Consider the following 22794-nt stretch of genomic DNA (forward strand, 5'->3'; position numbering starts at 1 on the left):
TCTAATTTTGCTATTTTCATTCAATGGACATCCTTAAGGCCACTTACCTATTAGTTCTCACATAACTTTTTTACATACTATAGGGTGAATTGTTTTATGAAATGCTAGAGAGTTACTTTTAGTGACTTGTGCGAATGGTATACTGAAAATTAGACTTTCTTGATGGTTAGTAGTTATTTAGTAGCTATTTTTTTTAGTGTATTTAGATAAAAGTATTCTCAAAACACACTTATTTTTTAGAAATAGGTGCTATTCATGAAAAAAACATATTTTTATAGACATACAACGTTATTTTTTTGGTAAAATATGATGGTAACAAAAATCTGAACAATCTGAGACAGCAGGGGTAGTTGTCTTTTGGTTAGAACAATTTAAATGAAGAAAAGTGAGGGTATATTTTTTGAAAAGGTTTGGGGAAGATGTTTTTCAGAGAAAAACGAAAAGGATCATTATTGTTTGTCTATTGGTTTTACTAATATTTGTTAGCTTCTATTCTTTTAAAAGTGTCTATTACGCGGAGCGATTATTACCGAAAACTAAGGTGAATAATATCAACGTAGGTGGGTTAACTGTAGATCAAGCGAATAAAAAAATTAATGCAGAATTAACGGAAGCACCAGTTACGATTCGTCTTGATAATAAATTATGGAGGAAAATAAAACGAAGTGATCTTGGCTGGCAAGAGGATTACTTGAATACACTAATGAGTATTAAGCAGCAGCAAACACCATTTGCTTGGGGAATAAGCAGCATACTTGGAAATCAACATGAACTAACTAGCAGGTACGATGAATCGCGCGTTAATCAATTAGTTGAAAGTTTAGGAATGGAAATCCTTCAAAAAAATGTAACAAGAACGCCCACTACAAATGCAACGATTGAGTGGGGGAAAGAAGACTTTGTGATTGTTCCTGAAAAACAAGGAGACACGATAGATGTTGTTGCGGTTCAAAAGGCGCTTATCCAAAATTTGGAAAATGGTAAATCCTTAGTGAATGCGGAGGACTATTATGCTCAACCGATTTTGACAAAAGACGACAAGAACTTAAAAGATTTAAAAAGTAAAATGAATCAATTGGCTAAATTAAATATCTCTTATGAGATAAATGGGAAAAAAGTTTCTATTCCTAAAGAAGAACTACGTAGTTGGTTAACTACGAATGAAAATGCAGAAATATTACTAAATCAAGAGAATGTCATTGCCTTTGTGACGAAATTGAATGCGGAATATAACACAAAAGAAAATCCAACGCCTTTCAACAGCACAAGGCGTGGGGAGGTGTCGGTTCCTGTAGGTATCTATAGCTGGTCGATTGATATTCCTGCAGAGGCTGCGGCGTTAAGTGAGCAGATTATAAAAGGAAAAAATTTCAGACGAACACCGATTGTTGAGAGTGAAGTGCCTAATGTTCAAACAAGCATTGGCAAGACATATGTAGAAGTTGATTTGCAAAATCAATATATGTGGTATTACAAAGAAGGTCAACTCCAATTTGAAACCGATATTGTCAGTGGAAAACCATCGACGCCTACGCCGCCTGGGGTGAACTATGTCACGAGTAAATCGACAGATCAAGTATTGAGAGGGTTGAATGAGGATGGCTCAAAATATGCCAGTCCAGTTCGCTATTGGATGCCAATTGATAAAACAGGTGTGGGAATTCATGATTCTGATTGGCAGTACGCTTATGGCGGTGATTTATGGTTGTATCGGGGTTCTCATGGTTGTATCAACACGCCGCCAACAAAGATGGATGAATTGTATCCGATACTTGAAGTAGGAACGCCAGTTTTAGTTTTTTAATAAGTAATTTGCTATCGGTGCTAGCCAATGTGTTAGCACTTTTTTTTATTGTTTAAATGAATCCTGAAGAAAATTTGTCGAGCAAAAATCTTAACTGGTATTAGATTTACTGTTCATTTTGTAAGAGAAGAGAGGGAGATAGTCTTTCGTCAAAAATATAAATTATAGAAATAATCTATATAAATACTGTAATATCAGCATTTTTTGTATACCGCTCGTAACTTTTGTTTTCTTTGTGTTGACAAATATAAAAAAACCACTTTACTATTGGTTTGTGGTTATAACCAGTTGTGAAAAAAGGAGAATACCATGGAAAATTCTTTTAAAAACAAAGCTTTGTATCACCAACTTGTCGATTTATTGAAGGAGCGGATGGAAACAGGCATGATTCCACATGATAAGCTCCCATCTGAAAGAGAATTGACGGCTCAATACGGAGTTAGTCGGACGACGGTTCGCTTAGCTCTGCAAGAACTGGAAAGTACTGGATATATTTATCGACGTCACGGAAAAGGTACATTTGTCTCAGATATTAAGAAAGAAGCTGCAGATTTAGCAGCGGCATACAGTTTTACTGAGCAGATGAAGAGTCTCGGAAGAAATCCGGAAACTAGAATTCTATCTTTTGAAAAGGTTGAAGCAGACAAATTTATTTCACAGCATCTCAATCTTTCATTGGGAGAGTCTGTTTTTAAACTTAGTCGTTTACGGATTGCGGACCGCGAGCCCCTGATGATTGAGGATACCTATTTACCTGTGAAATTCTTTCTATCATTAACGGATCAGCTTTTGAGAAGTAAGCCTTTGTATGATCTTTTTTCAGAGGATTTTGATCAAACGGTTCGCCTTGCAGATGAAGAATTATATGCCAGTATTGCTTCAAAAGATGATGCGAAACAATTGATGATTCCAGAGGGGGCACCTGTTCTCCATTTGTCTCGTCAAACGTACAACATGAAAAATGAGATCATTGAATTTACCTTAAGTGTCGCTCGTGCAGATCAGTTTCATTATCAGATTCGCCACATTCGGAATAGTTAGGAGAGTTGATGCATGTTTACAGTAGAAAAAGAAAAATTAGAGCAATTAGGTGCTGAGATTACAACACGTGAGATTCGTCAACAACCAGAATTATGGTCAGAGACAGTTGAGCTCTATGAAAAGGCAAGACCAGAACTAGAGAAATTTCTAGCAGATATTAAAAATAAAGCGAACGGTAAACGAATACGCGTGATCTTTACTGGCGCAGGAACATCACAATATGTAGGTGATACTGTAGTTCCTTATTTACGAAAACACGGAGATGTGAAGGCATTTAGTTTTGAGAGTATTGGTACGACAGACATCGTTGCTGAACCAAAAGAATACTTAATTAAGGAAGAACCAACCTTGCTAGTCTCATTTGCTAGGAGTGGGAACAGCCCTGAAAGTTTGGCGGCAGTAGAAATAGCTAATCGAGTGATTGATACGATCTATCATTTGTCTATTACCTGTGCAGAGGAAGGCCAATTGGCTCAGAACAGTAAGAAAGAGGATAATAGCTTCCTGTTTTTAATGCCTACGCGTTCTAATGATGCTGGATTTGCGATGACAGGCAGCTTCTCTTGCATGACACTTGGCACATTACTGACTTTTGATCAAACATCTTTATCAGAAAAACAAAGATATGTATCAACACTTAGTCATTTAGGAAAAGAAATTATTGCTCGTGAAGGTGAGATTGAAAAAATTGTTGAGCTTGATTTTGAACGGATTGTTTACGTTGGTTCCGGTAGTTTAGCTGGATTGACACGAGAAGCACAATTAAAGATTTTAGAGTTGACTGCTGGAAAAATTGCTACGGTCTTTGATTCATCTATGGGGTTCCGTCACGGTCCAAAATCATTTATCAATGAAAAAACGATCATGTTTGGTTTTATTAACAATGATCCTTACACACGAGAATACGATCTGGATATTTTAGAAGAAGTTCATGAAGATGCTATTGTTTCTGGTGTTTTTGCTCTTACACAACCAGGCGAACGGAATTTCTCTGGTGAAAAATTTGAATTCACATCAGACGCACAATTACTGCCAGACGGTTATTTAGCTCTAGCATATGTGATGGCAGCTCAAACAGTGGCTCTATTAACATCGATTAAAGTTGCGAATACGCCGGACACTCCATCTCCAACTGGAACAGTTAATCGGGTGGTAAAAGGTGTAACGATTCATGAGTATAAGTAAAAGTATTCACTAGGAGGAAAGAAGATGCTAACATTAACGGCAGAAAAAAAAGCAGCGATGGATCGCTTATCTACTAAAGAGGGTGTTATCAGTGCCTTGGCTATTGATCAACGCGGCGCACTAAAGAAAATGATTTTGGCATTAGGGATAGAACCAACAGAGAAAGCTATTGAACACTTTAAGGAGTTAGTTTCTAAAGAGTTAACCCCTTATGCCTCCTCGATCTTGTTAGATCCTGAGTATGGCTTACCTGCTGCAAGGGCACGACACGAAGAAGCGGGACTATTGTTGGCTTACGAAAAAACAGGATATGATGCGTCGACTCCAGGACGTCTACCAGATTTATTGGCAGACTGGTCCGTTCTACGTTTAAAAGAGCAAGGTGCTGATGCCATTAAGTTCTTGCTTTACTATGACGTGGATGAGGATCCAGAAATTAATCATCAAAAACACGTTTTTATTGAACGATTAGGCAGCGAATGCGCAGAAGAAGATATGCCTTTTTATTTAGAGCTGGTTTCGTATGATGCACAAAATGTCGATAGCAATTCCATTGAATATGCGAAAATAAAACCTCACAAAGTAAATGAGATGATGAAAGAATTCTCTAAAGAACAATATAAAGTGGATGTACTGAAAGTTGAAGTCCCCGTCAATATGAACTTTGTAGAAGGCTTTACCACTGGTGAAACAGCGTATTCGAAAGAAGAGGCAGCGCAATACTTTTTAGAACAAAGCAACGCTACAGAGTTGCCGTTTATTTTCTTAAGCGCAGGCGTTTCAACAGAACTATTTCAACAAACGTTGTTTTTTGCTAAGGAGGCAGGTTCAACCTTTAATGGGGTGTTATGTGGACGGGCTACTTGGAAAAACGGGGTGAAACCTTTTGTGGAATCTGGAGAAAGTGCGGCGCAAGAATGGCTTGTGAATGAAGGTCGGAAAAATATTGAGAGCTTAAACGAGGTATTGGCACAAACAGCGACCTCTTGGCATGAAAAAGTGCGAGTAATCGAAGAAACTGTTTCGAAATAGGAGGGATATAGTGATAGTAACAGTAACGATGAATCCTTCAATCGATATCTCCTATCCATTGGAAACTTTAAAAATCAATACTGTAAATCGGACGAATCAGGTAACAAAGACAGCCGGTGGAAAAGGACTTAATGTAACTCGGGTGATTCATGATTTAGACGGTGATGTTCTTGCTACTGGAATTCTGGGCGGGTTTCACGGCGCTTATATCTCGGAGGAATTAAAAAAAGTTGGAATTAAACAGGATTTTGCTTCTATTAAGGAAGAAAGTCGGGATTCAATCGCCATTTTGCATGAGGGCAATCAGACCGAAATTTTAGAATCCGGACCGACTGTTACCGAAGAAGAACAAAATACATTTGTTGAAAAATTTAAAGAGCTGATAAAAAAAGCGAACATTGTGACTATTTCAGGAAGCCTATCAAAGGGATTGCCGCAGGATTTTTACTCAACATTAGTTCGTGTAGCTCAAAACGAGGGCGCGAAAGTATTAGTTGATACATCTGGTGAGAATTTAAGGCAGGTAATAACTGGGCAAGAGAAACCTTATTTAATCAAACCTAATTTAGAAGAATTGGAAGCACTATTGGAAAAAAATTTTTCTTTGAATCGATCAGAAGAAATTCAAAAAGCACTTTCCCAGCCTTTATTTGACGGTATTGAGTGGCTTCTAATCTCTTTAGGAAAAGCCGGAGCGATTGCTAAACACAAGGATATTTTTTACCATGTAACGATCCCGAGCATCAATGTTGTGAATCCTGTTGGCTCAGGCGATGCGACAATCGCAGGTTTTGCCTATGGATTGTCTCAAGGAATGAAAACGGTAGATTTATTGAAATTGTGTATGGCAACAGGAATGGCCAATGCGCAAGAAAAAATGACGGGTCATGTGAATCCAGAGAATGTTAAGAAACATCTCAAAGAAATCAACGTAAAAAAGATCGAGCAGCAGCTCGATCAATGATTAAGTATGGTTAGAAACCAATTCTATTTTATAGAAATTCCATTTTTTATAGGTCTCAACATACTCGAGTATTTGTTGTGTATCTTTTCGCTTGGTTACCCTAATTTGTAAAACAGTTGGTTCTTTAGTCGGAATTTGTAATTTTTCTGCTTCTTTGGTTGGAGTAGGAAATTTGATTTCATTGGTCTCAGTGAAATCTTCTTCATTCATATGAATATTGTAATCCAATTTGAAGCGTTGATAAATCGAATTGTAGTAGCTCATCTCTTGATAATTCGAGTTAACATACTGTTCTGGTAGATAAGTTCGATGATACATGTAGGGTACATTCTCGGTTGTGCGTAGTCGTTCAATACAGTAATAAAAGGCACTATCATGCAGCTCTAATTTACTCAAAATATCAGGATTATTGTCGCGATTAATGGATAAGACTTGCACTTGGTCATGGCTAATAGGAAATAATTCAATATCGGAAAACTCAACCAATTTTCCTTTTCTGGCTCTTGAAACAAACGAACCTCTACCTTGTTGCCGAACAATAAAACCGTCTTTAACTAAATCATTTAGAGCACGAATGACAGTGATTGAACTGACTTTAAACATTTCTACTAACTCTGCTTCAGTGTAAAATTTATCGCCGTTTTCAAATTTACCAGAAATAATTTGCTGTTTAAGTTCATCTTTTATAAGTTGGTATTTTGGGATTGCCATATGATTCCTCCAAAAAATGAATAGGGACTAAAAATTCCATTAGAGAATCTAAAAATCCTTCTATGGGTAGATTTTAACACATCATGAGAAAATAAAAACCATTTGACTTTTTATTTTGAATAATTTAATATATTAATATATTAAAAACGCTTTCAAGAAGGAGTGAGCATTTGAATACTTTTGAGATTCAAGAAGATTTTCTTTTGAATGGGAGGCCATTTAAAATACTATCTGGAGCAATTCATTATTTCCGAGTGGCTCCCACAGATTGGTATCATTCGCTTTATAACCTGAAAGCTTTAGGTTTCAATACCGTAGAAACATACGTACCTTGGAATCTACATGAGCCTAGAAAGGGCGAGTATCATTTTGATGGGATTTTAGATTTAGAAAAATTTTTGCTGACTGCTCAAGAATTAGGGTTGTATGCGATTGTTCGGCCGTCCCCATATATTTGTGCAGAATGGGAATTCGGTGGCTTTCCAGCATGGCTTTTAAATGAATCGACACGTATTCGCTCTAATGAAGTTGTCTATTTGAATCATGTCGCTGACTACTATGACGTATTAATGAAAAAAATTGTTCCCCATCAGCTTTCGAATGGTGGAAATATATTAATGGTTCAAATCGAAAATGAGTATGGCTCGTACGGAGAAGATAAGGACTACTTACGCTCTATTCACAATTTAATGTGTGAGCGTGGGATTACGGTTCCATTCTTTACGTCAGATGGTCCTTGGCGTGCTACATTAAGAGCTGGAAGTATGATTGATGAGGATATTCTAGTTACTGGAAACTTTGGGTCAAAAGCAAAAGAGAATTTTGACTCAATGCAAAAATTCTTTAGTGAGCATGATAAGAAGTGGCCATTAATGTGTATGGAATTCTGGGATGGTTGGTTTAATCGTTGGAAGGAACCGATCATTCAACGTGATCCGCATGAATTAGCTGAGGCAGTGAGAGAGGTATTAGATCAAGGGAGTATTAATTTGTATATGTTCCACGGGGGAACAAATTTTGGTTTTATGAATGGTTGTTCTGCTCGAGGAGTAATTGATTTACCACAGATTACTTCTTACGATTATGGCGCTCCTTTGAACGAACAAGGAAATCCAACAGAAAAGTATTATGCGCTGCAAAAAATGATCCATGACAATTATCCTGATATTCAACAAATGGCGCCTTTAGTCAAGCCATCTTTGGAAAATAAAAATATTCCATTAACTAATAAAGTCAGCCTTTTCGCTACTTTAGATACTATTAGTGAACCAATTCATTCCAAGTATCCTAAAACAATGGAGGAATTAGGTCAAAATACAGGCTATCTTCTTTATCGAACAACCATAGAAAAGGATGCGGAAGAAGAACGTTTGAGAATAATTGATGGTCGTGATCGTAGTCAGCTATTTGTTAATCAAAAGCTTAAAGCAACACAATATCAAACAGAAATAGGCGATGACGTTAAAGTTTCTTTGCCACAAAATGACAATCAAATTGATGTCTTAATCGAAAATATGGGGCGAGTCAATTACGGGCACAAACTATTTGCAGACACGCAAAGAAAAGGGATCCGTACTGGGGTGATGGCAGATCTGCATTTTATTACTAACTGGCAACACTATTGCTTGCCGCTAGAGAATTGTAAGAAGGTCGATTATTCAAAAGAATGGCAACCCAATCAGCCTAGTTTTTATCGTTATGAATTTAACTTGAGTGAAGTGAGAGACTGCTTTATCGATTTATCGAAGTTCGGTAAAGGAATTGTTTTTGTTAATCAAACGAATATTGGACGTTTTTGGGAAGTAGGACCGACACTGTCACTTTATGTTCCCGGCGATTTATTAAATGAAGGAACAAATGAAATCGTTATCTTTGAAACAGAAGGCACTTTTCAGCCGCAAATTCAGTTAATAAAAGAACCACTATATAAAGAAATGAAAGAGGGATAAACATGAGCATTATTGGAGTAAGAATTGATGGACGCTTGATTCATGGACAAGTGGCAAATTTATGGACAACGAAATTGAATATTTCGCGGATTATGGTCGTTGATGATGAGGTCGCACAAAATGATATTGAAAAAAGTGGATTGAAATTAGCAACGCCCGCAGGAGTAAGACTTAGTGTTTTACCAATTGAAAAGGCCGCTCATAATATCTTAGCTGGAAAATATGATTCTCAGCGTTTATTGATTATTGTGCGTAAACCAGACCGATTATTAAAAATGGTTGAACTGGGTGTACCGATCGAAGAAATAAATGTCGGGAATATGTCACAATCTGATGAGACTCGATCTATCACAAAATCGATCAATGTTGTTGATCAGGATGTTGAAGTGTTTAAAGAATTGAACAACAAAGGTATCCGTTTAATTGCTCAAATGGTGCCAAGTGACAAAGCAGAAGACTTTATGAGTCTTTTAGCGAAATAGGAGGGGAAAAAATGGATATCTTATGGTGGCAGATCTTATTATTATCATTGTATGCTGGGTATCAAATTTTAGATGAGTTACAAATATATTCTTCATTAAGTGCTCCTGTTTTTGCTGGACTGTTCGCAGGTCTGGTGATGGGGGACCTAAAAGCTGGACTTATTATTGGTGGTAGTATGCAACTGACCGTTTTAGGTGTTGGAACATTTGGTGGTGCATCAAAAATTGATGCGAACTCCGGAACGATCTTAGCAACAGCTTTTTCAGTTGCTTTAGGGATGAACCCAGAACAGGCCATCGCGGCTATTGCAGTACCAGTGGCTAGTCTTATGATTCAGTTGGACATCTTAGCTCGTTTTGCCAATACTTATTTTGCACATCGTATTGATAAATTAGTAGATGATATGAATTATAAAGGAATTGAACGTAATTTCTTAATGGGCGCACTGCCTTGGTCGTTGTCTCGAATGATTCCAGTATTTTTAGCATTAGCTTTTGGTGGCGGCTTAGTCGAAAAAGTGGTGGCTGTTCTAAATGGCGATTTGAAATGGTTAGGTGACGGTCTATCTGTTGCTGGAGCTGTTTTACCTGCTGTCGGGTTTGCAATTTTACTACGTTATTTACCAGTCAAAAAACATTTTCCTTATTTGATTCTAGGATTTACTTTAACTGCATTGTTAGGAACGGTCTTTACAAATATGCAAGTATTAGGTACAGGTGTTGCTAGTGTCGTGAAAAACTTCGACGGTATCTTCAATTCGTTACCAATGTTAGCTGTTGCGTTAATTGGTTTTGCTTTAGCAGCAATAAGTTATAAGAATGGTCAAATGATACCATCCGGACCAATGGTGAAAAAAGATAGCAGTTCCGATGATTCAGATGAAGGAGAGATTGAAGATGACGAAATCTAATTATAAATTGACGAAGGAAGATTTTAAGCAAATCAATCGCAGAAGCTTGTTTACTTTCCAATTAGGCTGGAACTATGAACGGATGCAAGGCTCTGGCTACCTTTACACTATTTTACCTCAATTACGTAAGATTTATGGTGACGATACACCAGAATTGAAGGAAGTTATGAGAACCCATACACAATTCTTCAATACGTCTAATTTCTTTAATACGATTATCACTGGTATTGATTTAGCCATTGAAGAGAAAGAAGGTATCGGTGGGAAAGAGACAGTTTCAGGGCTTAAAGCCGGTTTAATGGGTCCATTTGCAGCGATTGGAGATTCTATTTTTGCAGCACTGATTCCAACGATTTTCGGAGCATTGGCAGCGAATATGGCGATTAATGGAAATCCTACAGGAATATTTATTTGGATTATTGCGCAAATTGCAGTTATGGTTTTCCGTTGGAAACAGTTGGAATTTGCTTATCGCGAAGGAATTTCTTTAGTAACAACCATGCAGCATCGATTGACTGCATTAACGGATGCCGCAACATTACTCGGGGTTTTCATGGTGGGGGCATTGGTTGCAACAATGATCAATGTGAAATTCTCATGGGCGCCTAGTATCGGTGATGTAACATTGAATATGCAAAATAACTTAGATATGATCTTGCCACGTTTATTACCAGCAGGTATTGTTGGTGGTGTATATTGGATGTTAGGGAAAAAGAATATGACATCTACTAAGGCAATCTTCATTGTATTAGTTGTTTGTGTGGCTTTGTCTGCATTAGGTGTCATTTCAAAATAAGTTAAAAGAGAAAGAAGCAAGGAGGGACTCAATGGGTAAACAGTTAGTTTTAATTAGTCATGGGCTATTTTGTGAAGAATTAAAAAAGAGTACAGAAATGATTATGGGACCTCAGGAAAATATTCATACTGTAGGATTGCTCGCTTCAGAATCGGCTGAGGATTTTCGTGAAAAATTTGAAAAAAAAGTAGCTGGTTTGGATGAATTTGTCGTATTGGCAGATTTAATGGGCGGGACACCTTGTAATGTAGTTTCCCGCATGATTTTAGAAGGGCAGTCAATTGAACTGTATGCAGGGATGAATATGCCAATGGTGATTGATTTCATCAATAGTGAATTAATCGGTACAGAGATGGCCTTAGTTGATTCAGCTGTGAATAATATCTGTCATGTCAATGAACGAATTAGTAATGACGATGAGGAAGATGAATAATCTAAAACTTAATCATTCAGATTGGACCAGAAATCTTCTGGTCCTTTTTTGGCTTTAAATCGAATTCTCTACTATGGTAATATTTGTACAAGAATGTTAATTAGGATAGGAGAGTAAAAGTGGACTTTAGCGAGAAGTTAAAACAATTACGTCAAAACAAAAAGTGGACACAAGATGAATTAGCTGAAAAACTTTTTATTTCGAGAACTGCGATTTCTAAATGGGAATCGGGAAGAGGGTTTCCTAGTATAGAGTCACTAAAGGCGCTTTCTAAGGTTTTTGATGTATCTATTGATGAACTGCTTTCTAATAGTGAGTTAATTTCGATTGCGGAAAATGACAAGAAAAAGCAGACACAAAAATTTCACCATTTGTTACTGGGGAGCCTAGATTGTCTAGTGGGTTTATTGATTTTCTTACCTATTTTCGGACAAGCCCAAGAAAAAAATATTGTATTTGTTTCCCTATGGCAGCTAAATCCCGAAACGATATGGTTAAAGCTAATTCTATCGATAGTCGTTATTTTAACAGTGCTGTTAGGGATTTTCGAGATACTTTACGCAAATAGAGAACAGTCATTTTTGGTAAAGATTTCTTTGATTTTGACGGTAATTTGCACCTCATTTTTTATTTTGACAAGACATCCTTATCCCTCCATTTACTTATTAATGATCCTTGCTATTAAGGGAGTAACCCTATTAAATAAATAATGATACGCATCGTCACATGCGAGTGACGATGCGATTCTTTTTGCACATAGATAATTTTGATACTTTTTGTTTGGATGTAGTCCAAATAAAATGGTTAGGAGAAAATCTATGAAAACAAGAAAGAATAAACTAAGCGTTCCACTATTTCTATTTTTACTTTTTGTTTTATATACGTTTAGTTTGACAGTAGTTGACGTACAAAAGATAGGTCCTCAGCATTCCGAGGTGGGGTTTGCCACAATGAATCAATATTTTCAAAATATGATTGGAGCGAACTCATTTTGGTATCAAGTAACGGAAATAGGAGGAATGTCACTATTAGCGATCATCGGATATTTTCTATTGTGTGGTCTTCAACAATGGTATAAGCGTAAAAAAATATCACTAGTTGATAAGAAAATTGTGTATTTGGGTTTCCTTTATGTTGTTTCCGCAGTTGCGTATCTCTTTTTTGAAAAAGTAATTATCAATTCACGCCCTATTTTAGTCAATCAGCAATTAGAAGCCTCTTATCCCTCAAGCCATACTTTTCTTACAATCGTAGTATTACTTTCAACCTTCTACATCTGGAACGAAGGTTCGAAACTAAAACGAGTTCTTTCTTATCTATGTATCCTTGGAATGTTTGTAATGGTTGTAGGGAGAGTGCTTTCAGGGGTTCATTGGATATCAGATATCTTTGGAGGAGTATTGTTAGGTCTTTCATTTGTTTTATTTTACGTGGCAGCATTGAAAGGGAATGAAGACAACAAAAAAGAACGTTGATATTTCAACGTTCTTAGGAAGCCACCTGCCGGGCTTGAACCGGCGACCCCCACCTTACCATGGTGGTGCTCTACCAGCTGAGCTAAGGCGGCATAGTTATTTAACACAAGATATAGAATAGCGAAGTAAAGGTTATTTGTCAACTGCTAGAGTAAAAAAACTCTATTCAAAAGACCCCCGAGATAATTATTCATAAAAAAGTCGTCGCTAAGTTACAGCGACGATTTTTTTATATAATTGAGCAGCGAAATTATTATACCCCTTCGGTTGATTCCAGACATTTGAAAGTAAGATAATTCCATTTTGCCCGTCTTTTGAAAAATCAGCAACAGCTTCAAAACGAGCTTTCACACCACGAGTGTGATAACTATTTGTCATAGTATAGAGCCCACTAGCATATTTTTCACCTGGGTAAGTATGCCACAACTCATTTCGATCTTGAGAAGTCAGAAACTGTTCATTGAAGAGCGCTTGGAAGTAACTGTATAAATCCTTTGCAGACATAAAAACATTTCCTGTTCCTAATTCATCTGCGTAAGAAGAAGCTGTTGTCGGTGCATAAACAGGGCTGGCGGTGCTTTGTGAGTAGGAAAGTGCCTGAGCCATGTTTGTCTCAGAATAAAAACTGGTTTCTTTTAATTTCATTGCATCTTTAATTTCCTTATCAAATAAAGAATTATAATCTGTGGGATAAATTTTTTCTAAGATGCCAGCTAGTAGAACATAGTTGACTGGTTGGTAAGAATAGCTAGCACTTGGAGCCACTGTGGTTTGACGAATCGTTTGTGCCAATATTTCTTTCTCATCCGTAGTATTTAGAGAACTAATTTTTTTTTCGTCGATTCGCAAACCAGAGCTCATATTCAACATATCTTTGATGGAAATATTTTTACTATTTGGAATTTGTGGAAAAAAATCACTAAGTTTTTCATCTAAAAATAGTTTGCCAGATTTAATTGCCCGCATAATTAAATAAGCTGTTTGTCCTTTTTGAACCGAGCCAATACAATATTGTGTATGAACGGTATTTTGAATTCTTTTTGATTGATCTTTCCAGCCATAAGCTTTGTTCAAAATTATTTGACCATGATGAAAGACCAAAACAGTCCCGCTGAATTTTTTTTCAACTAAAGTCTGTTCAATCCCGGCAGATAGAGCATTTTTAGGCTCTATAGTTTGATTCGTCTTCAAAACAGTCTCTGTTTGTGGTAATTTGTTACTTACCGTCTTTCTCTCCTTTCCTACAGTAGTGTATTCACCACGTATATGCTCAATGTAGATGCCGCTCAATACTAAAAGTAGTACTAGGAGGACAAAGAACCCGACTTTCAATTTATAATTTTTCTTTTTTCTATGAGTTCGTCTTGACATAATATATCTCCTAATTCTATTTGCAATTGTTAAATAATATTGGTTCCTTAAGTTTCATTTTGATTAATAGCAATTGCTGAAAATTTATGATTGCATGATGAAATAAAAATTGATATTATAGTAAAGTATTCTTCCGGCATAGCTCAGTTGGTAGTAGCGCATGACTGTTAATCATGATGTCGTAGGTTCGAGTCCTACTGCCGGAGTTTTTAGAGACGATCATTTGATTGTCTCTATTTTTTTACACCTAAAAATTGAATTTTTTATGAAAAAATTCGTTAGATGTGAGGGAGTTTTTGAGGAAAGAATGACCTTTTTTTAAAACTGTTGCAATACCTTTGAAGCGTGGAAAAATCCTCGTTATACTGAGAATGAGGAGGGGTATGATGGAAAAACGCGATGCCTATTTTGACAACGCAAAATTATTTTTAATGATCTTAGTTGTATTCGGACATTTTCTACAGCCGTTTGTGAATGATCATCCTCTATATGATGATTTGTATTATTTTATTTTCACCTTTCATATGCCGGCTTTCATATTGATTTCAGGTTATTTTGCTAAAAGCGGTCCCAAGCCGATAGTGAGTTTGGTAAAAAAATTACTGCTTCCTTACATTTTTTTTCAACTCTTATATTCTGGCTATTACACAATGATAGGGTTACAAGATTCATTCAGTTTAGACTTAGGTATTCCTCAATGGTCCCTTTGGTTTTTATTGAGTTTATTCTGTTGGAATCTTTTATTACATTTAACGAAACGTTTTTCTGTTAAACAGGTGTTAATAGGCAGTATCATTATTGCAGTATTAGTTGGGTATTTTCCAATTTTTGATCGATATTTGGCTATACAACGAACATTAACTTTTTTCCCGTATTTTATGGTGGGATACGTGATCCCAAAAAGTTGGATAGAAAAGCTGAAAAATTTTCCTCAAAAATGGGTAGCTCTTGTTCTATTCGTAAGCTTGTTTCTATTTATCCAAGGAAACGATTTGATTAATAAATATTGGGTATTTGGTTCCAAACCCTATGAAGATTATTTGAGTAATCCGTTATTAGGTGGTCCTCAACGCTTGATGTTTTTTGCAGCAGGGTTGATTGGAATCGTTGCCTTTTTAATGTTAGTCCCGAAAGAACGTCGTTTTTTCTCTAACTGGGGAAAAAATACATTAACTGTTTATCTGCTCCATGGTTTTTTAGTCAAAGGATTACGTGCATTAGATGTTGATTTTGAAATCAGTTCGCTAGAGCTACTTCTTTTATTTATTGGTAGCATGTTGTTAACGGTATTGTTATCAAGCAAGCGAGTGGGGCAATGGATTGAAAAAGGAAAGCAAGTTTTGCAACCGAGTTTGTAAACTAATTGTCTCTTTGCCTTATTAAGCGTAAAATAAGGGCAAGGAGGCGTTTTTTTATGTCAAAAATTACGAATGAACGAACTCAAGCTTTTCGCAAAGCTTTTGAAGAAAACTCTAAACAAACTGCTCTACAGCGAAGCGTAGTAAAAAATGGGATTCGTGCTTCGGCAGAAAACATACAGACACATGTTGAAAATACACCTGTTTTTTCGATTGATCTTGCAACTGGAAAAGTAGCGAATCAAAAGCAATCAGGGCGTTGCTGGATGTTTGCAGCTTTAAATACGTTTCGTCATAAATTATTGACTACATTTCAGCTTAAGGATTTCGAGCTTTCCCAAAACTATACCTTCTTTTGGGATAAATATGAAAAAGCAAATTATTTTTATGAAAATATTTTAAATACAGCAGAACAAGCAGTAACAAGTCGTGAGGTTGCCTTTTTATTACAAACACCACAACAAGATGGTGGACAGTGGGATATGGTTGTTTCACTTTTTAAAAAATATGGTGTCGTACCTAAAAGTGTTATGCCAGAAAGCAGCAATAGCTCAAATTCGCGTGATTTAAATAATTATTTAAATAAGTTATTACGCAAACACGCAGTCTTGTTGCGTCAAATGGTGGCAGAGGATGCAACTGAAGAAGAAATCCAAGCGAATCGTGAGGCAATGTTGCAAGAGGTTTATAATCTTTTAGCAATATCATTAGGTACACCGCCAGAAACGTTTGATTTTGAGTACCGCGATGAAGAAAAGAATTATCATTTAGAACAAGGATTAACTCCTCAACAGTTTTATGATGACTATATTGGTGTTGATTTAGACAATTACGTCAGCATTATTAATGCACCTACTGAAGATAAGCCGTTTATGAAATCCTACACTGTTGATATGCTAGGAAACGTTGTTGGTGGAAAACAGGTGAAATATCTAAATCTTGAAATGGAAGAATTTAAGGATTTGGCAATTCATCAGTTAGAACAAGGAGAGTCTGTGTGGTTTGGCTGCGATGTGGGACAGTCTTCTACACGTGATAGCGGCATTATGGCTTTGGACGCCTATGACGTAGACGATTTGTTTGATGTGGATTTAACAATGACGAAAGCAGAACGTTTGGATTACGGTGAGAGCATGATGACGCACGCAATGGTTTTAACAGGCGTTGATATCATCAATGATCAAGCGAAAAAATGGAAAGTGGAAAACAGTTGGGGCGAGAAAGTCGGCGAAAAAGGGTTCTTTGTAATGAGCGACGAATGGATGAACGAATTTACATATCAAATCGTTGTTCGAAAAGAATTTTTGACGCAAGAACAATTAGCTGCTTTTGAAGCAGAACCAATAGTTTTAGCACCTTGGGATCCAATGGGAGCATTAGCTTAATATAAAAAGACTTGAAGCATTTTAGTGTTTGTTTCAAGTCTTTTTTTATTCTTGATAATTGGATATTTCTACTTGGAAAAGCGTTTTCTATTTTGTTGTGCTATACTTTTAGCAAAAAGGAGGTTGGTTGGATGTCTAAACATTTAGCTGTTCGACATGCTGAGAACATGCGAGAATTAGGAGGTTATGAAACAAAGGATGGGCGAAAAGTTGCCTCGCACAAGTTGATTCGTTCTGCGAGTATCAATCACTTGGATACACAGGATAAAAATTATTTAAATGAATACGGAATCAAAAAAGTTGTCGATTTTCGTTCACTTGAAGAACGCACCGCCCAACCTGATCAAGAGATACCAGAAGCAACGAATATTTTCTTACCAATTTTTCCGCTTAAAGAAACAGAGACGGCATCAGCTTCTCCGAAAAAAATGATGCAGAGAATGCAAGAAGGAGAAAATGCGCTTCAACAGATGGTTGAAGTATACAAGCACTTTGTAATTGATAAACATATTCGCGGACAATACCGTAAATTTTTCGATTTAGTATTAACGAATGACAAAGAAAATGAAAGTTTGCTATTTCATTGTACGGCTGGAAAAGATCGTACAGGATTTGCGGCAATACTTTTATTGGATTGCCTGGGTGTGAATAGTGAGACGATTGTAGAAGATTATATGGCCACAAATCGTTATTTAAAAAAAGTGATAAAAGAGATGTACAAAAAAGCAGAGCTCGCAGGTGTACCTACGGAAGCTTTACACGGGATTGAAGATATGATGTCGGCAAAAGAAGTATACTTACAAACTAGTTTTGAGCAAATCAAAGAAAATTATGGAACTGTGGAACAATTTATTCACGAAGGAATCGGTCTATCAACACACGAAATCTATGATCTGCAAAAAATCTATTTGGTGTAAGGAGCTGATAAAATGGATGAATTGCTGAAGTATCTTAAGCTGCAGTTAAAAGCCATACCTATTGGTGGAGGAGATATTAACCAGGCTTATCGAGTAACTGATGGAGCTCAAAATTATTTTTTAAAATATCATCCTAAAATGTCAGCTGACTTTTTTCAAGCTGAAGTTGATGGATTAGCTGAGTTGGGAAATGTAGTACGTGTGCCTAAAGTATATCAACATGGTAGCTTTGCGGAAGCCGCCTATCTTTTGATGGATTGGATTGAACCGGGAGAAGGCGATCAAAAGGATTTAGCACGGGAACTTAGCAAACTCCATGAAATTAAAGCAACCAAATTTGGTTATAAAAGAAATAATTTTATGGGTTTGCTGCCCCAAATTAACACGCGTTCAGATGACTGGTGGGATTTCTATTTCACTAATCGGTTAGAAGTACAAATCAAAATTGCTAACGGAAGAAACCATTGGACAGTAAAGCGAGAAAAAAATTATCAGTTATTTAAAGAGTGGGTTTATCAAAAATGGGGTACAATGTCTTTTGAACCAACTTTACTACATGGCGATTTTTGGAGTGGCAATACTTTTTTCGATACGAAAGGACAGCCTGTGTTTGTAGATCCTGCAGTTTCATATGGTCATCGAGAAATGGATCTTGCAATGTCACAGCTATTTGGTGGCTTTCGTCACGAGTTTATCGATTGTTATCAAGAAATTTCACCAATGCGTGAAGGTTGGGAAGATCGTTTGACCGTCTATCAATTCTATTATTTGCTTGTTCATCTGAATATTTTTGGTGAAAGCTATGGGGATGCGGTAGATCGTGTCTTAGCTTTAGGAGGAAAGTAATTGGGAAAAAGATACACTATTAATCACGAGGTCGCTTATTATGAATGCGATATTAATCAAAATATGACATTTCCTGCTTTGTTGAGTGTGGCTATTAAAGCTTCCTCAGACCAAAGCGATGAGTTGGAAAGAGGAACAGATTATATAAATACTTTAGGTATTACTTGGGTTATTACACAAACTGAGGTAACAATTAATCGCTTGCCGCAGGTTGGTGAACAGATTAGAATTGTGACTGAACCTACAGAGTTCAATCGTTATTTCTGCTATCGAAGCTACTGGGTGTATGATTCAGAAGATACAGAATTGTTGCGGATTGATATGTCATTTGTTCTAATGGACATTGAAAATCGAAAAATGAGTAGTGTAGATGCAGAATTAATGGCGCCTTATGAATCACCTCAAGTTAAAAAAATCCGTCGTTGGCCTAAGATCGAGAAAGTTGAAGGTAATCAAAAACAATTGTACCATGTTCGCTATTACGATCTTGACAGTAATCATCATGTGAACAATGCGATGTATTTCAATTGGCTGATTGACGTGTTGGGCTATGATTTTATGACAGCCCATGAACCAACTTATGTAAATGTGAAGTTTGATAAAGAGGTATTATATGGCAATGATATCGAAAGTTTTTATGAAGTCATTGAAGCTGAAGAAACTAAAACACGACATGAAATTCGATTAGGTGACCAGCTTGCCTGCGAAGCGAATATTTTATGGAAAAAAAGAAGTTAAATCGATGATTCGATTTAACTTCTTTCTTTATGCAATTAGGGAGTTTATTCTTCCATAAATTGTTTTAACTCTTCTTTAGATAAGTGAGCGTTTAAAGCAATTAACAATTTCAAACGAGCCTTTTGGCTATTGATTCCGTTACAGAAAATGACACCATGCTGTGCTAACTCTACACCACCACCGTGATAGTCATAAACGGGTTCTGCAATTCCGTTAAAACACCGAGAAACTAAAACGATAGGTAATCCTTTTTCCAACAAATGATAGAAGGGCGGTAAAGTTTGTGGTGGCAAGTTGCCTGCTCCTAACGCTTCAACTACGAGACCATCGACTGTAATCGCGTGATCTAAGATTTTGAAGAAATCTCCCTGCATTCCAGCAAAAACCTTAATGATAGGGATCATAGCATCAAAACTATCAATATCATAGCGAGTCGTTTTAGGTAATTCTTGTTTGAAAAGAATTTTTGATTTTGTGACTAGGCCGATGGGTCCCAAGGTCGGTGTTCGGAAAGTTGCTACGTTGGTCGTATGGGTTTTTGTTACATAACGAGCACTGTGGACCTCATCGTTCATTACAACAAGCACGCCTTTACCAATCGCATTTTCTGAAGCTGCTACACGGATCGCACACTCAAAATTGTAGAGACCATCGCTGCCCAGTTCATTGATAGAGCGCATTGCTCCGGTTAAAATGATTGGCATCAAATCACCAATCGTCATTTCGAGAAAATAAGCAGTTTCTTCTAGTGTATCTGTCCCATGAGTGATGACGACACTGTCCAGACCTTCTTGTTTCGCTTCCTTGATTCTCTCTTTTAGCTCAAACATTGTTTCAACGGTAATGTGGGGAGAAGGAAGATTTGAGAAATCTTCCACGATTAGTTCGATCCCAGCTGGTAGACGTAGTTCTTGTCCAGCGGCTAATAATGGATTTTTTTTATCTGGCCGCACTGCGCCATCATCATCTTGACTCATTGAGATCGTTCCGCCAGTATGTAAAATTAAAATCCGTTTCATTTTCATTACTCCATTCGTTATTAGCGCATTGTTGCTAATTTTTTGCTATGCTTATTGTATACTATGAAACAAAGGGAGGCTAGGATACTATGATTCGAATTGGATTAACTTCTTTTAATGAACACAGTAGCTTAACCGGGAAAAAAACCTCATCTTTGTATGAATACGCTGGATATCTTCCGTTAGTGGAGTTGGATACAAATTATTATGGGATCACGAAGAAAAGTTCTGTCGAGAATTGGTTGACCCAAGTTCCGTCAGATTTTCGTTTTGTGATCAAGATGTATGCAGGGTTTACAGGTCAGGCTAAATGGCAGGACAGCTACCCTTCTATGTCAGCGATGCAGCAGCATTTTCTAGAAACTATGGAGCCGATGATCGAAAGTGGAAAGTTATTTTGCTTTTTAGCTCAATTTCCGGCACAATTTAAGTGTACAAAAGAAAATGTCGCTTATTTAGAGGTGTTACGAGATTTATTTCCCAAGTTGCCTGTTGCAGTGGAGTTAAGAGATTACAGCTGGTATGGGAAAGAATTTGCAGAGAAAACAAAGCAGTTGATGAAAACTTTAAATTTTAGTCTGGTAATAGTTGATGAACCGCAATTACCAGATACTGTACCATTAGATGCTACAGTAACGAATAAGAATTTCAGTTTGTTTCGTTTCCATGGAAGGAATCAAGCCTACTGGAATGACCGTACCGGTGATTGGCGTAAAAAACGCACACTGTATCGGTACAATGAAGCTGAACTAACGCTTTTAGGGGAAGAAATTAAGCAAGCTGCGAAGCATTCAGCCGACGTGGGAGTTATTTTTAACAATAATTCTGGCGGGGATGCTGCGGACAATGCTCTGCAGCTAAAAAAAATTCTTCAATTGAATTATGAAGGATTGAATCCAAGTCAAATTGACTTATTTTGAATGAGGGAGAGCCATGATAAAAGCAATTTTTTTTGATATAGACGGAACTCTTATTACGAGTGATTCAAAAGTGCTTGAGAGCACCCGTGAAGCGATTCGCTTAGCTCAAAATCAAGGGATTCTTTGTGGAATTGCTACTGGACGTGGACCAGTAAAAATTGAAGAACGAATTGAGTGCCTGCCTTTAGATGTGTATGTGATGTACAATGGACAGTTAGTATACACGAATGAAAAGGATATCTACCTTCGCCCGTTTTCTAATGAGGTATTGCAACAGATCGTAGACTTTGCTGATGATGAGCATCGTCAAATTATTTTTGGGGGACGCTACCGGGTAGATGGCAGCCATTTGATGAAATGGTCACAAAAATCATTGCTAAAAAAAATTGCTGGTTGGATGCCTAAATGGTTTCCTGTAAGGTCAACTCGAAGATTATTGCAATCGTTCAGTCCAAATCGAGAAAAAGGCAGGTATAAAAAGTTATCCATTTTGCAAGAACCAATTTATCAATGTGTTCTTTTTAGTGCAGAAACTGAAGCACAGCGTCTGCAAGAACGATTACCGAATTGTTCTTTTCAACGTTCCAATCCATATTCCGTAGATATCGTACCTAAAAATGGGTCGAAGTATCATGGAATTTTGGAATTTATAAAAGCAGTAGGAATTAAACCAGAAGAAGTGATGGCCTTTGGGGATCACTATAACGATATTGAGATGATTCAAAAAGTAGGGATTGGCGTCGCTATGGGTAATGGTCTATCAGAGGTTAAAGCGCAAGCGGATTATGTTACTGCGACAAATGAGCAGGATGGAATTTATCAAGCATTAAAACATTTTGAGATTATTTGACTGAAGAGAAATTAGCGACTTTATTAGATAATAGTATAGTGATAGGAGTATTAACAGATGAATGAACCATATCAAATGGCGCGCGAGTTCCATTCAACCTTTGCGCCGTTACCACCAAGCAAACCGAAAGCTTTCACTAAAGAACGAGGAAGTTTTCGGGCAGGATTTAAGGTTGAAGAAATTGTTGAATTCTTATATGGTGTGTCAAAAGGTGACGAAGAAGAATTTAATGAGTTAGTTAAGGAACTTCATGAAAGTGTCGATCAAGCAAAAGAGAAAGTTTTGCGAAAATCGGAACCAGTAGATGATCCATTGATTGTGGAAGTCGATGCTTTAACTGATTTACTTTATTTTACATATGGTTCATTTGCTTTGATCGGGGTCGACCCGAAGCCAATTTTTGAGATTGTTCACCAAGCGAATATGGGAAAGCTTTTTCCAGATGGGAAACCCAGATATCATCCAATAACTAACAAGGTGATGAAGCCAGAAGATTGGCAAGAAAAATATGCTCCAGAACCACTAATAAAAATTGAATTAGAAAGACAAAAAGGAAAAGCCGAATAAGGGCCTTTCCTTTTTAGCTTTTGCTTTGTAAAAAAGCGTA

Annotated in this window: 23 protein-coding genes and 2 tRNA genes; 21 read left to right on the plus strand and 4 right to left on the minus strand. The window is 36.9% G+C overall.

What is annotated here, in order from left to right:
- The first annotated feature begins 400 nt into the window (after positions 1-400).
- The 5 genes from IGI50_RS03060 (at position 401) to IGI50_RS03080 (ending at position 6026) form a co-directional block, all read left to right on the plus strand.
- On the plus strand, positions 401-1804 hold the full coding sequence (locus tag IGI50_RS03060) for a L,D-transpeptidase family protein (protein WP_438776132.1): 1404 nt from the start codon (positions 401-403) through the stop codon (positions 1802-1804).
- Between the two features lie 309 nt (positions 1805-2113).
- On the plus strand, positions 2114-2845 hold the full coding sequence (locus IGI50_RS03065; RefSeq protein ID WP_438776133.1) for a GntR family transcriptional regulator: 732 nt from the start codon (positions 2114-2116) through the stop codon (positions 2843-2845).
- Between the two features lie 12 nt (positions 2846-2857).
- Entirely contained in the window at positions 2858-4030 is a 1173-nt protein-coding gene (locus IGI50_RS03070; protein WP_438776134.1) for an SIS domain-containing protein, read from the plus strand.
- A 24-nt stretch (positions 4031-4054) separates the two neighbouring features.
- Positions 4055-5062 (plus strand): tagatose-bisphosphate aldolase, encoded by a 1008-nt coding sequence (gene lacD / locus IGI50_RS03075; protein WP_438776135.1) that lies wholly within the window; start codon positions 4055-4057, stop codon positions 5060-5062.
- A gap of 10 nt (positions 5063-5072) precedes the next feature.
- Positions 5073-6026 carry a hexose kinase gene (locus IGI50_RS03080; protein ID WP_438776136.1) on the plus strand — a complete coding sequence of 318 codons (954 nt, stop codon included), beginning with the start codon at positions 5073-5075 and terminating at the stop codon, positions 6024-6026.
- Here IGI50_RS03080 and IGI50_RS03085 read toward each other — a convergent pair whose 3' ends face one another.
- Positions 6027-6737, minus strand: coding sequence for a GntR family transcriptional regulator (locus IGI50_RS03085; RefSeq protein ID WP_438776137.1), 711 nt, complete (start codon positions 6735-6737; stop codon positions 6027-6029). It abuts the gene before it with no gap.
- Positions 6738-6907: 170 nt separating this feature from the next.
- Between IGI50_RS03085 and IGI50_RS03090 the strand changes: the two genes are divergently transcribed.
- The 7 genes from IGI50_RS03090 (at position 6908) to IGI50_RS03120 (ending at position 12783) form a co-directional block, all read left to right on the plus strand.
- Complete coding sequence (locus IGI50_RS03090; RefSeq protein ID WP_438776138.1) at positions 6908-8686, plus strand: glycoside hydrolase family 35 protein; 1779 nt, start codon at positions 6908-6910, stop codon at positions 8684-8686.
- A 2-nt stretch (positions 8687-8688) separates the two neighbouring features.
- Positions 8689-9168: a PTS system mannose/fructose/N-acetylgalactosamine-transporter subunit IIB gene (locus tag IGI50_RS03095; protein WP_218256724.1), complete on the plus strand. Its 480-nt coding sequence runs from the start codon at positions 8689-8691 to the stop codon at positions 9166-9168.
- 11 nt (positions 9169-9179) lie between these two features.
- Positions 9180-10079: a PTS mannose/fructose/sorbose/N-acetylgalactosamine transporter subunit IIC gene (locus IGI50_RS03100; protein ID WP_010746792.1), complete on the plus strand. Its 900-nt coding sequence runs from the start codon at positions 9180-9182 to the stop codon at positions 10077-10079.
- On the plus strand, positions 10066-10875 hold the full coding sequence (locus IGI50_RS03105; protein WP_438776139.1) for a PTS system mannose/fructose/sorbose family transporter subunit IID: 810 nt from the start codon (positions 10066-10068) through the stop codon (positions 10873-10875). Before IGI50_RS03100 ends, IGI50_RS03105 begins: the two co-directional genes overlap by 14 nt.
- 31 nt (positions 10876-10906) lie before the next feature.
- Positions 10907-11308, plus strand: a complete 402-nt coding sequence (locus tag IGI50_RS03110) for a PTS sugar transporter subunit IIA (protein ID WP_218256725.1) — start codon at positions 10907-10909, stop codon at positions 11306-11308.
- A 119-nt stretch (positions 11309-11427) separates the two neighbouring features.
- Positions 11428-12018: a helix-turn-helix domain-containing protein gene (locus tag IGI50_RS03115; protein WP_438776140.1), complete on the plus strand. Its 591-nt coding sequence runs from the start codon at positions 11428-11430 to the stop codon at positions 12016-12018.
- Between the two features lie 108 nt (positions 12019-12126).
- Positions 12127-12783, plus strand: coding sequence for a phosphatase PAP2 family protein (locus IGI50_RS03120; protein ID WP_438776141.1), 657 nt, complete (start codon positions 12127-12129; stop codon positions 12781-12783).
- A gap of 19 nt (positions 12784-12802) precedes the next feature.
- Here IGI50_RS03120 and IGI50_RS03125 read toward each other — a convergent pair.
- Together IGI50_RS03125 and IGI50_RS03130 are read right to left on the minus strand one after the other, a co-directional pair.
- Positions 12803-12875, minus strand: a tRNA-Thr gene (locus IGI50_RS03125).
- A gap of 115 nt (positions 12876-12990) precedes the next feature.
- Positions 12991-14154, minus strand: coding sequence for a serine hydrolase domain-containing protein (locus IGI50_RS03130; protein WP_438776142.1), 1164 nt, complete (start codon positions 14152-14154; stop codon positions 12991-12993).
- Positions 14155-14286: 132 nt separating this feature from the next.
- Here IGI50_RS03130 and IGI50_RS03135 point away from each other — a divergent pair.
- From IGI50_RS03135 to IGI50_RS03160, 6 genes are all read left to right on the plus strand, one after another.
- Positions 14287-14360 (plus strand) — tRNA-Asn (locus tag IGI50_RS03135).
- A gap of 180 nt (positions 14361-14540) precedes the next feature.
- Complete coding sequence (locus tag IGI50_RS03140) at positions 14541-15512, plus strand: acyltransferase family protein (RefSeq protein WP_438776143.1); 972 nt, start codon at positions 14541-14543, stop codon at positions 15510-15512.
- A gap of 56 nt (positions 15513-15568) precedes the next feature.
- On the plus strand, positions 15569-16897 hold the full coding sequence (locus tag IGI50_RS03145; RefSeq protein ID WP_438776144.1) for an aminopeptidase C: 1329 nt from the start codon (positions 15569-15571) through the stop codon (positions 16895-16897).
- Positions 16898-17028: 131 nt separating this feature from the next.
- Entirely contained in the window at positions 17029-17814 is a 786-nt protein-coding gene (locus tag IGI50_RS03150) for a tyrosine-protein phosphatase (RefSeq protein ID WP_438776145.1), read from the plus strand.
- 12 nt (positions 17815-17826) lie between these two features.
- Positions 17827-18660 carry a fructosamine kinase family protein gene (locus IGI50_RS03155; RefSeq protein WP_218256729.1) on the plus strand — a complete coding sequence of 278 codons (834 nt, stop codon included), beginning with the start codon at positions 17827-17829 and terminating at the stop codon, positions 18658-18660.
- Complete coding sequence (locus IGI50_RS03160) at positions 18661-19398, plus strand: acyl-[acyl-carrier-protein] thioesterase (RefSeq protein ID WP_438776146.1); 738 nt, start codon at positions 18661-18663, stop codon at positions 19396-19398.
- Positions 19399-19442: 44 nt separating this feature from the next.
- Here IGI50_RS03160 and IGI50_RS03165 read toward each other — a convergent pair whose 3' ends face one another.
- Entirely contained in the window at positions 19443-20417 is a 975-nt protein-coding gene (locus IGI50_RS03165; RefSeq protein WP_438776147.1) for an asparaginase, read from the minus strand.
- A gap of 89 nt (positions 20418-20506) precedes the next feature.
- Between IGI50_RS03165 and IGI50_RS03170 the strand changes: the two genes are divergently transcribed.
- From IGI50_RS03170 to IGI50_RS03180, 3 genes are read left to right on the plus strand one after another with little or no spacing between them, the layout of a single operon-like run.
- Complete coding sequence (locus IGI50_RS03170) at positions 20507-21337, plus strand: DUF72 domain-containing protein (RefSeq protein ID WP_438776148.1); 831 nt, start codon at positions 20507-20509, stop codon at positions 21335-21337.
- A 13-nt stretch (positions 21338-21350) separates the two neighbouring features.
- Positions 21351-22187 carry a Cof-type HAD-IIB family hydrolase gene (locus IGI50_RS03175; protein ID WP_438776149.1) on the plus strand — a complete coding sequence of 279 codons (837 nt, stop codon included), beginning with the start codon at positions 21351-21353 and terminating at the stop codon, positions 22185-22187.
- Positions 22188-22244: 57 nt separating this feature from the next.
- A complete protein-coding gene (locus IGI50_RS03180) occupies positions 22245-22754 on the plus strand; it encodes an HAD family hydrolase (RefSeq protein ID WP_218256734.1) in 510 nt (169 codons plus the stop codon).
- Positions 22755-22794: the final 40 nt, after the last annotated feature.

Source organism: Enterococcus sp. DIV0170, from assembly GCF_051710765.1.
Classification (GTDB): domain Bacteria; phylum Bacillota; class Bacilli; order Lactobacillales; family Enterococcaceae; genus Enterococcus_A; species Enterococcus_A raffinosus.

What these genes read in the sequence shown, in the direction of transcription:
- IGI50_RS03065 (WP_438776133.1), top strand. Translation starts at nt 2,114, where the DNA reads ATGGAAAATTCTTTTAAAAACAAAGCTTTGTATCACCAACTTGTCGAT.
- IGI50_RS03070 (WP_438776134.1), top strand. Translation starts at nt 2,858, where the DNA reads ATGTTTACAGTAGAAAAAGAAAAATTAGAGCAATTAGGTGCTGAGATT.
- lacD (WP_438776135.1), top strand. Translation starts at nt 4,055, where the DNA reads ATGCTAACATTAACGGCAGAAAAAAAAGCAGCGATGGATCGCTTATCT.
- IGI50_RS03085 (WP_438776137.1), bottom strand. Translation starts at nt 6,737, where the DNA reads ATGGCAATCCCAAAATACCAACTTATAAAAGATGAACTTAAACAGCAA.
- IGI50_RS03095 (WP_218256724.1), top strand. Translation starts at nt 8,689, where the DNA reads ATGAGCATTATTGGAGTAAGAATTGATGGACGCTTGATTCATGGACAA.
- IGI50_RS03100 (WP_010746792.1), top strand. Translation starts at nt 9,180, where the DNA reads ATGGATATCTTATGGTGGCAGATCTTATTATTATCATTGTATGCTGGG.
- IGI50_RS03105 (WP_438776139.1), top strand. Translation starts at nt 10,066, where the DNA reads ATGACGAAATCTAATTATAAATTGACGAAGGAAGATTTTAAGCAAATC.
- IGI50_RS03110 (WP_218256725.1), top strand. Translation starts at nt 10,907, where the DNA reads ATGGGTAAACAGTTAGTTTTAATTAGTCATGGGCTATTTTGTGAAGAA.
- IGI50_RS03120 (WP_438776141.1), top strand. Translation starts at nt 12,127, where the DNA reads ATGAAAACAAGAAAGAATAAACTAAGCGTTCCACTATTTCTATTTTTA.
- IGI50_RS03130 (WP_438776142.1), bottom strand. Translation starts at nt 14,154, where the DNA reads ATGTCAAGACGAACTCATAGAAAAAAGAAAAATTATAAATTGAAAGTC.
- IGI50_RS03140 (WP_438776143.1), top strand. Translation starts at nt 14,541, where the DNA reads ATGGAAAAACGCGATGCCTATTTTGACAACGCAAAATTATTTTTAATG.
- IGI50_RS03145 (WP_438776144.1), top strand. Translation starts at nt 15,569, where the DNA reads ATGTCAAAAATTACGAATGAACGAACTCAAGCTTTTCGCAAAGCTTTT.
- IGI50_RS03150 (WP_438776145.1), top strand. Translation starts at nt 17,029, where the DNA reads ATGTCTAAACATTTAGCTGTTCGACATGCTGAGAACATGCGAGAATTA.
- IGI50_RS03155 (WP_218256729.1), top strand. Translation starts at nt 17,827, where the DNA reads ATGGATGAATTGCTGAAGTATCTTAAGCTGCAGTTAAAAGCCATACCT.
- IGI50_RS03165 (WP_438776147.1), bottom strand. Translation starts at nt 20,417, where the DNA reads ATGAAACGGATTTTAATTTTACATACTGGCGGAACGATCTCAATGAGT.
- IGI50_RS03170 (WP_438776148.1), top strand. Translation starts at nt 20,507, where the DNA reads ATGATTCGAATTGGATTAACTTCTTTTAATGAACACAGTAGCTTAACC.
- IGI50_RS03175 (WP_438776149.1), top strand. Translation starts at nt 21,351, where the DNA reads ATGATAAAAGCAATTTTTTTTGATATAGACGGAACTCTTATTACGAGT.
- IGI50_RS03180 (WP_218256734.1), top strand. Translation starts at nt 22,245, where the DNA reads ATGAATGAACCATATCAAATGGCGCGCGAGTTCCATTCAACCTTTGCG.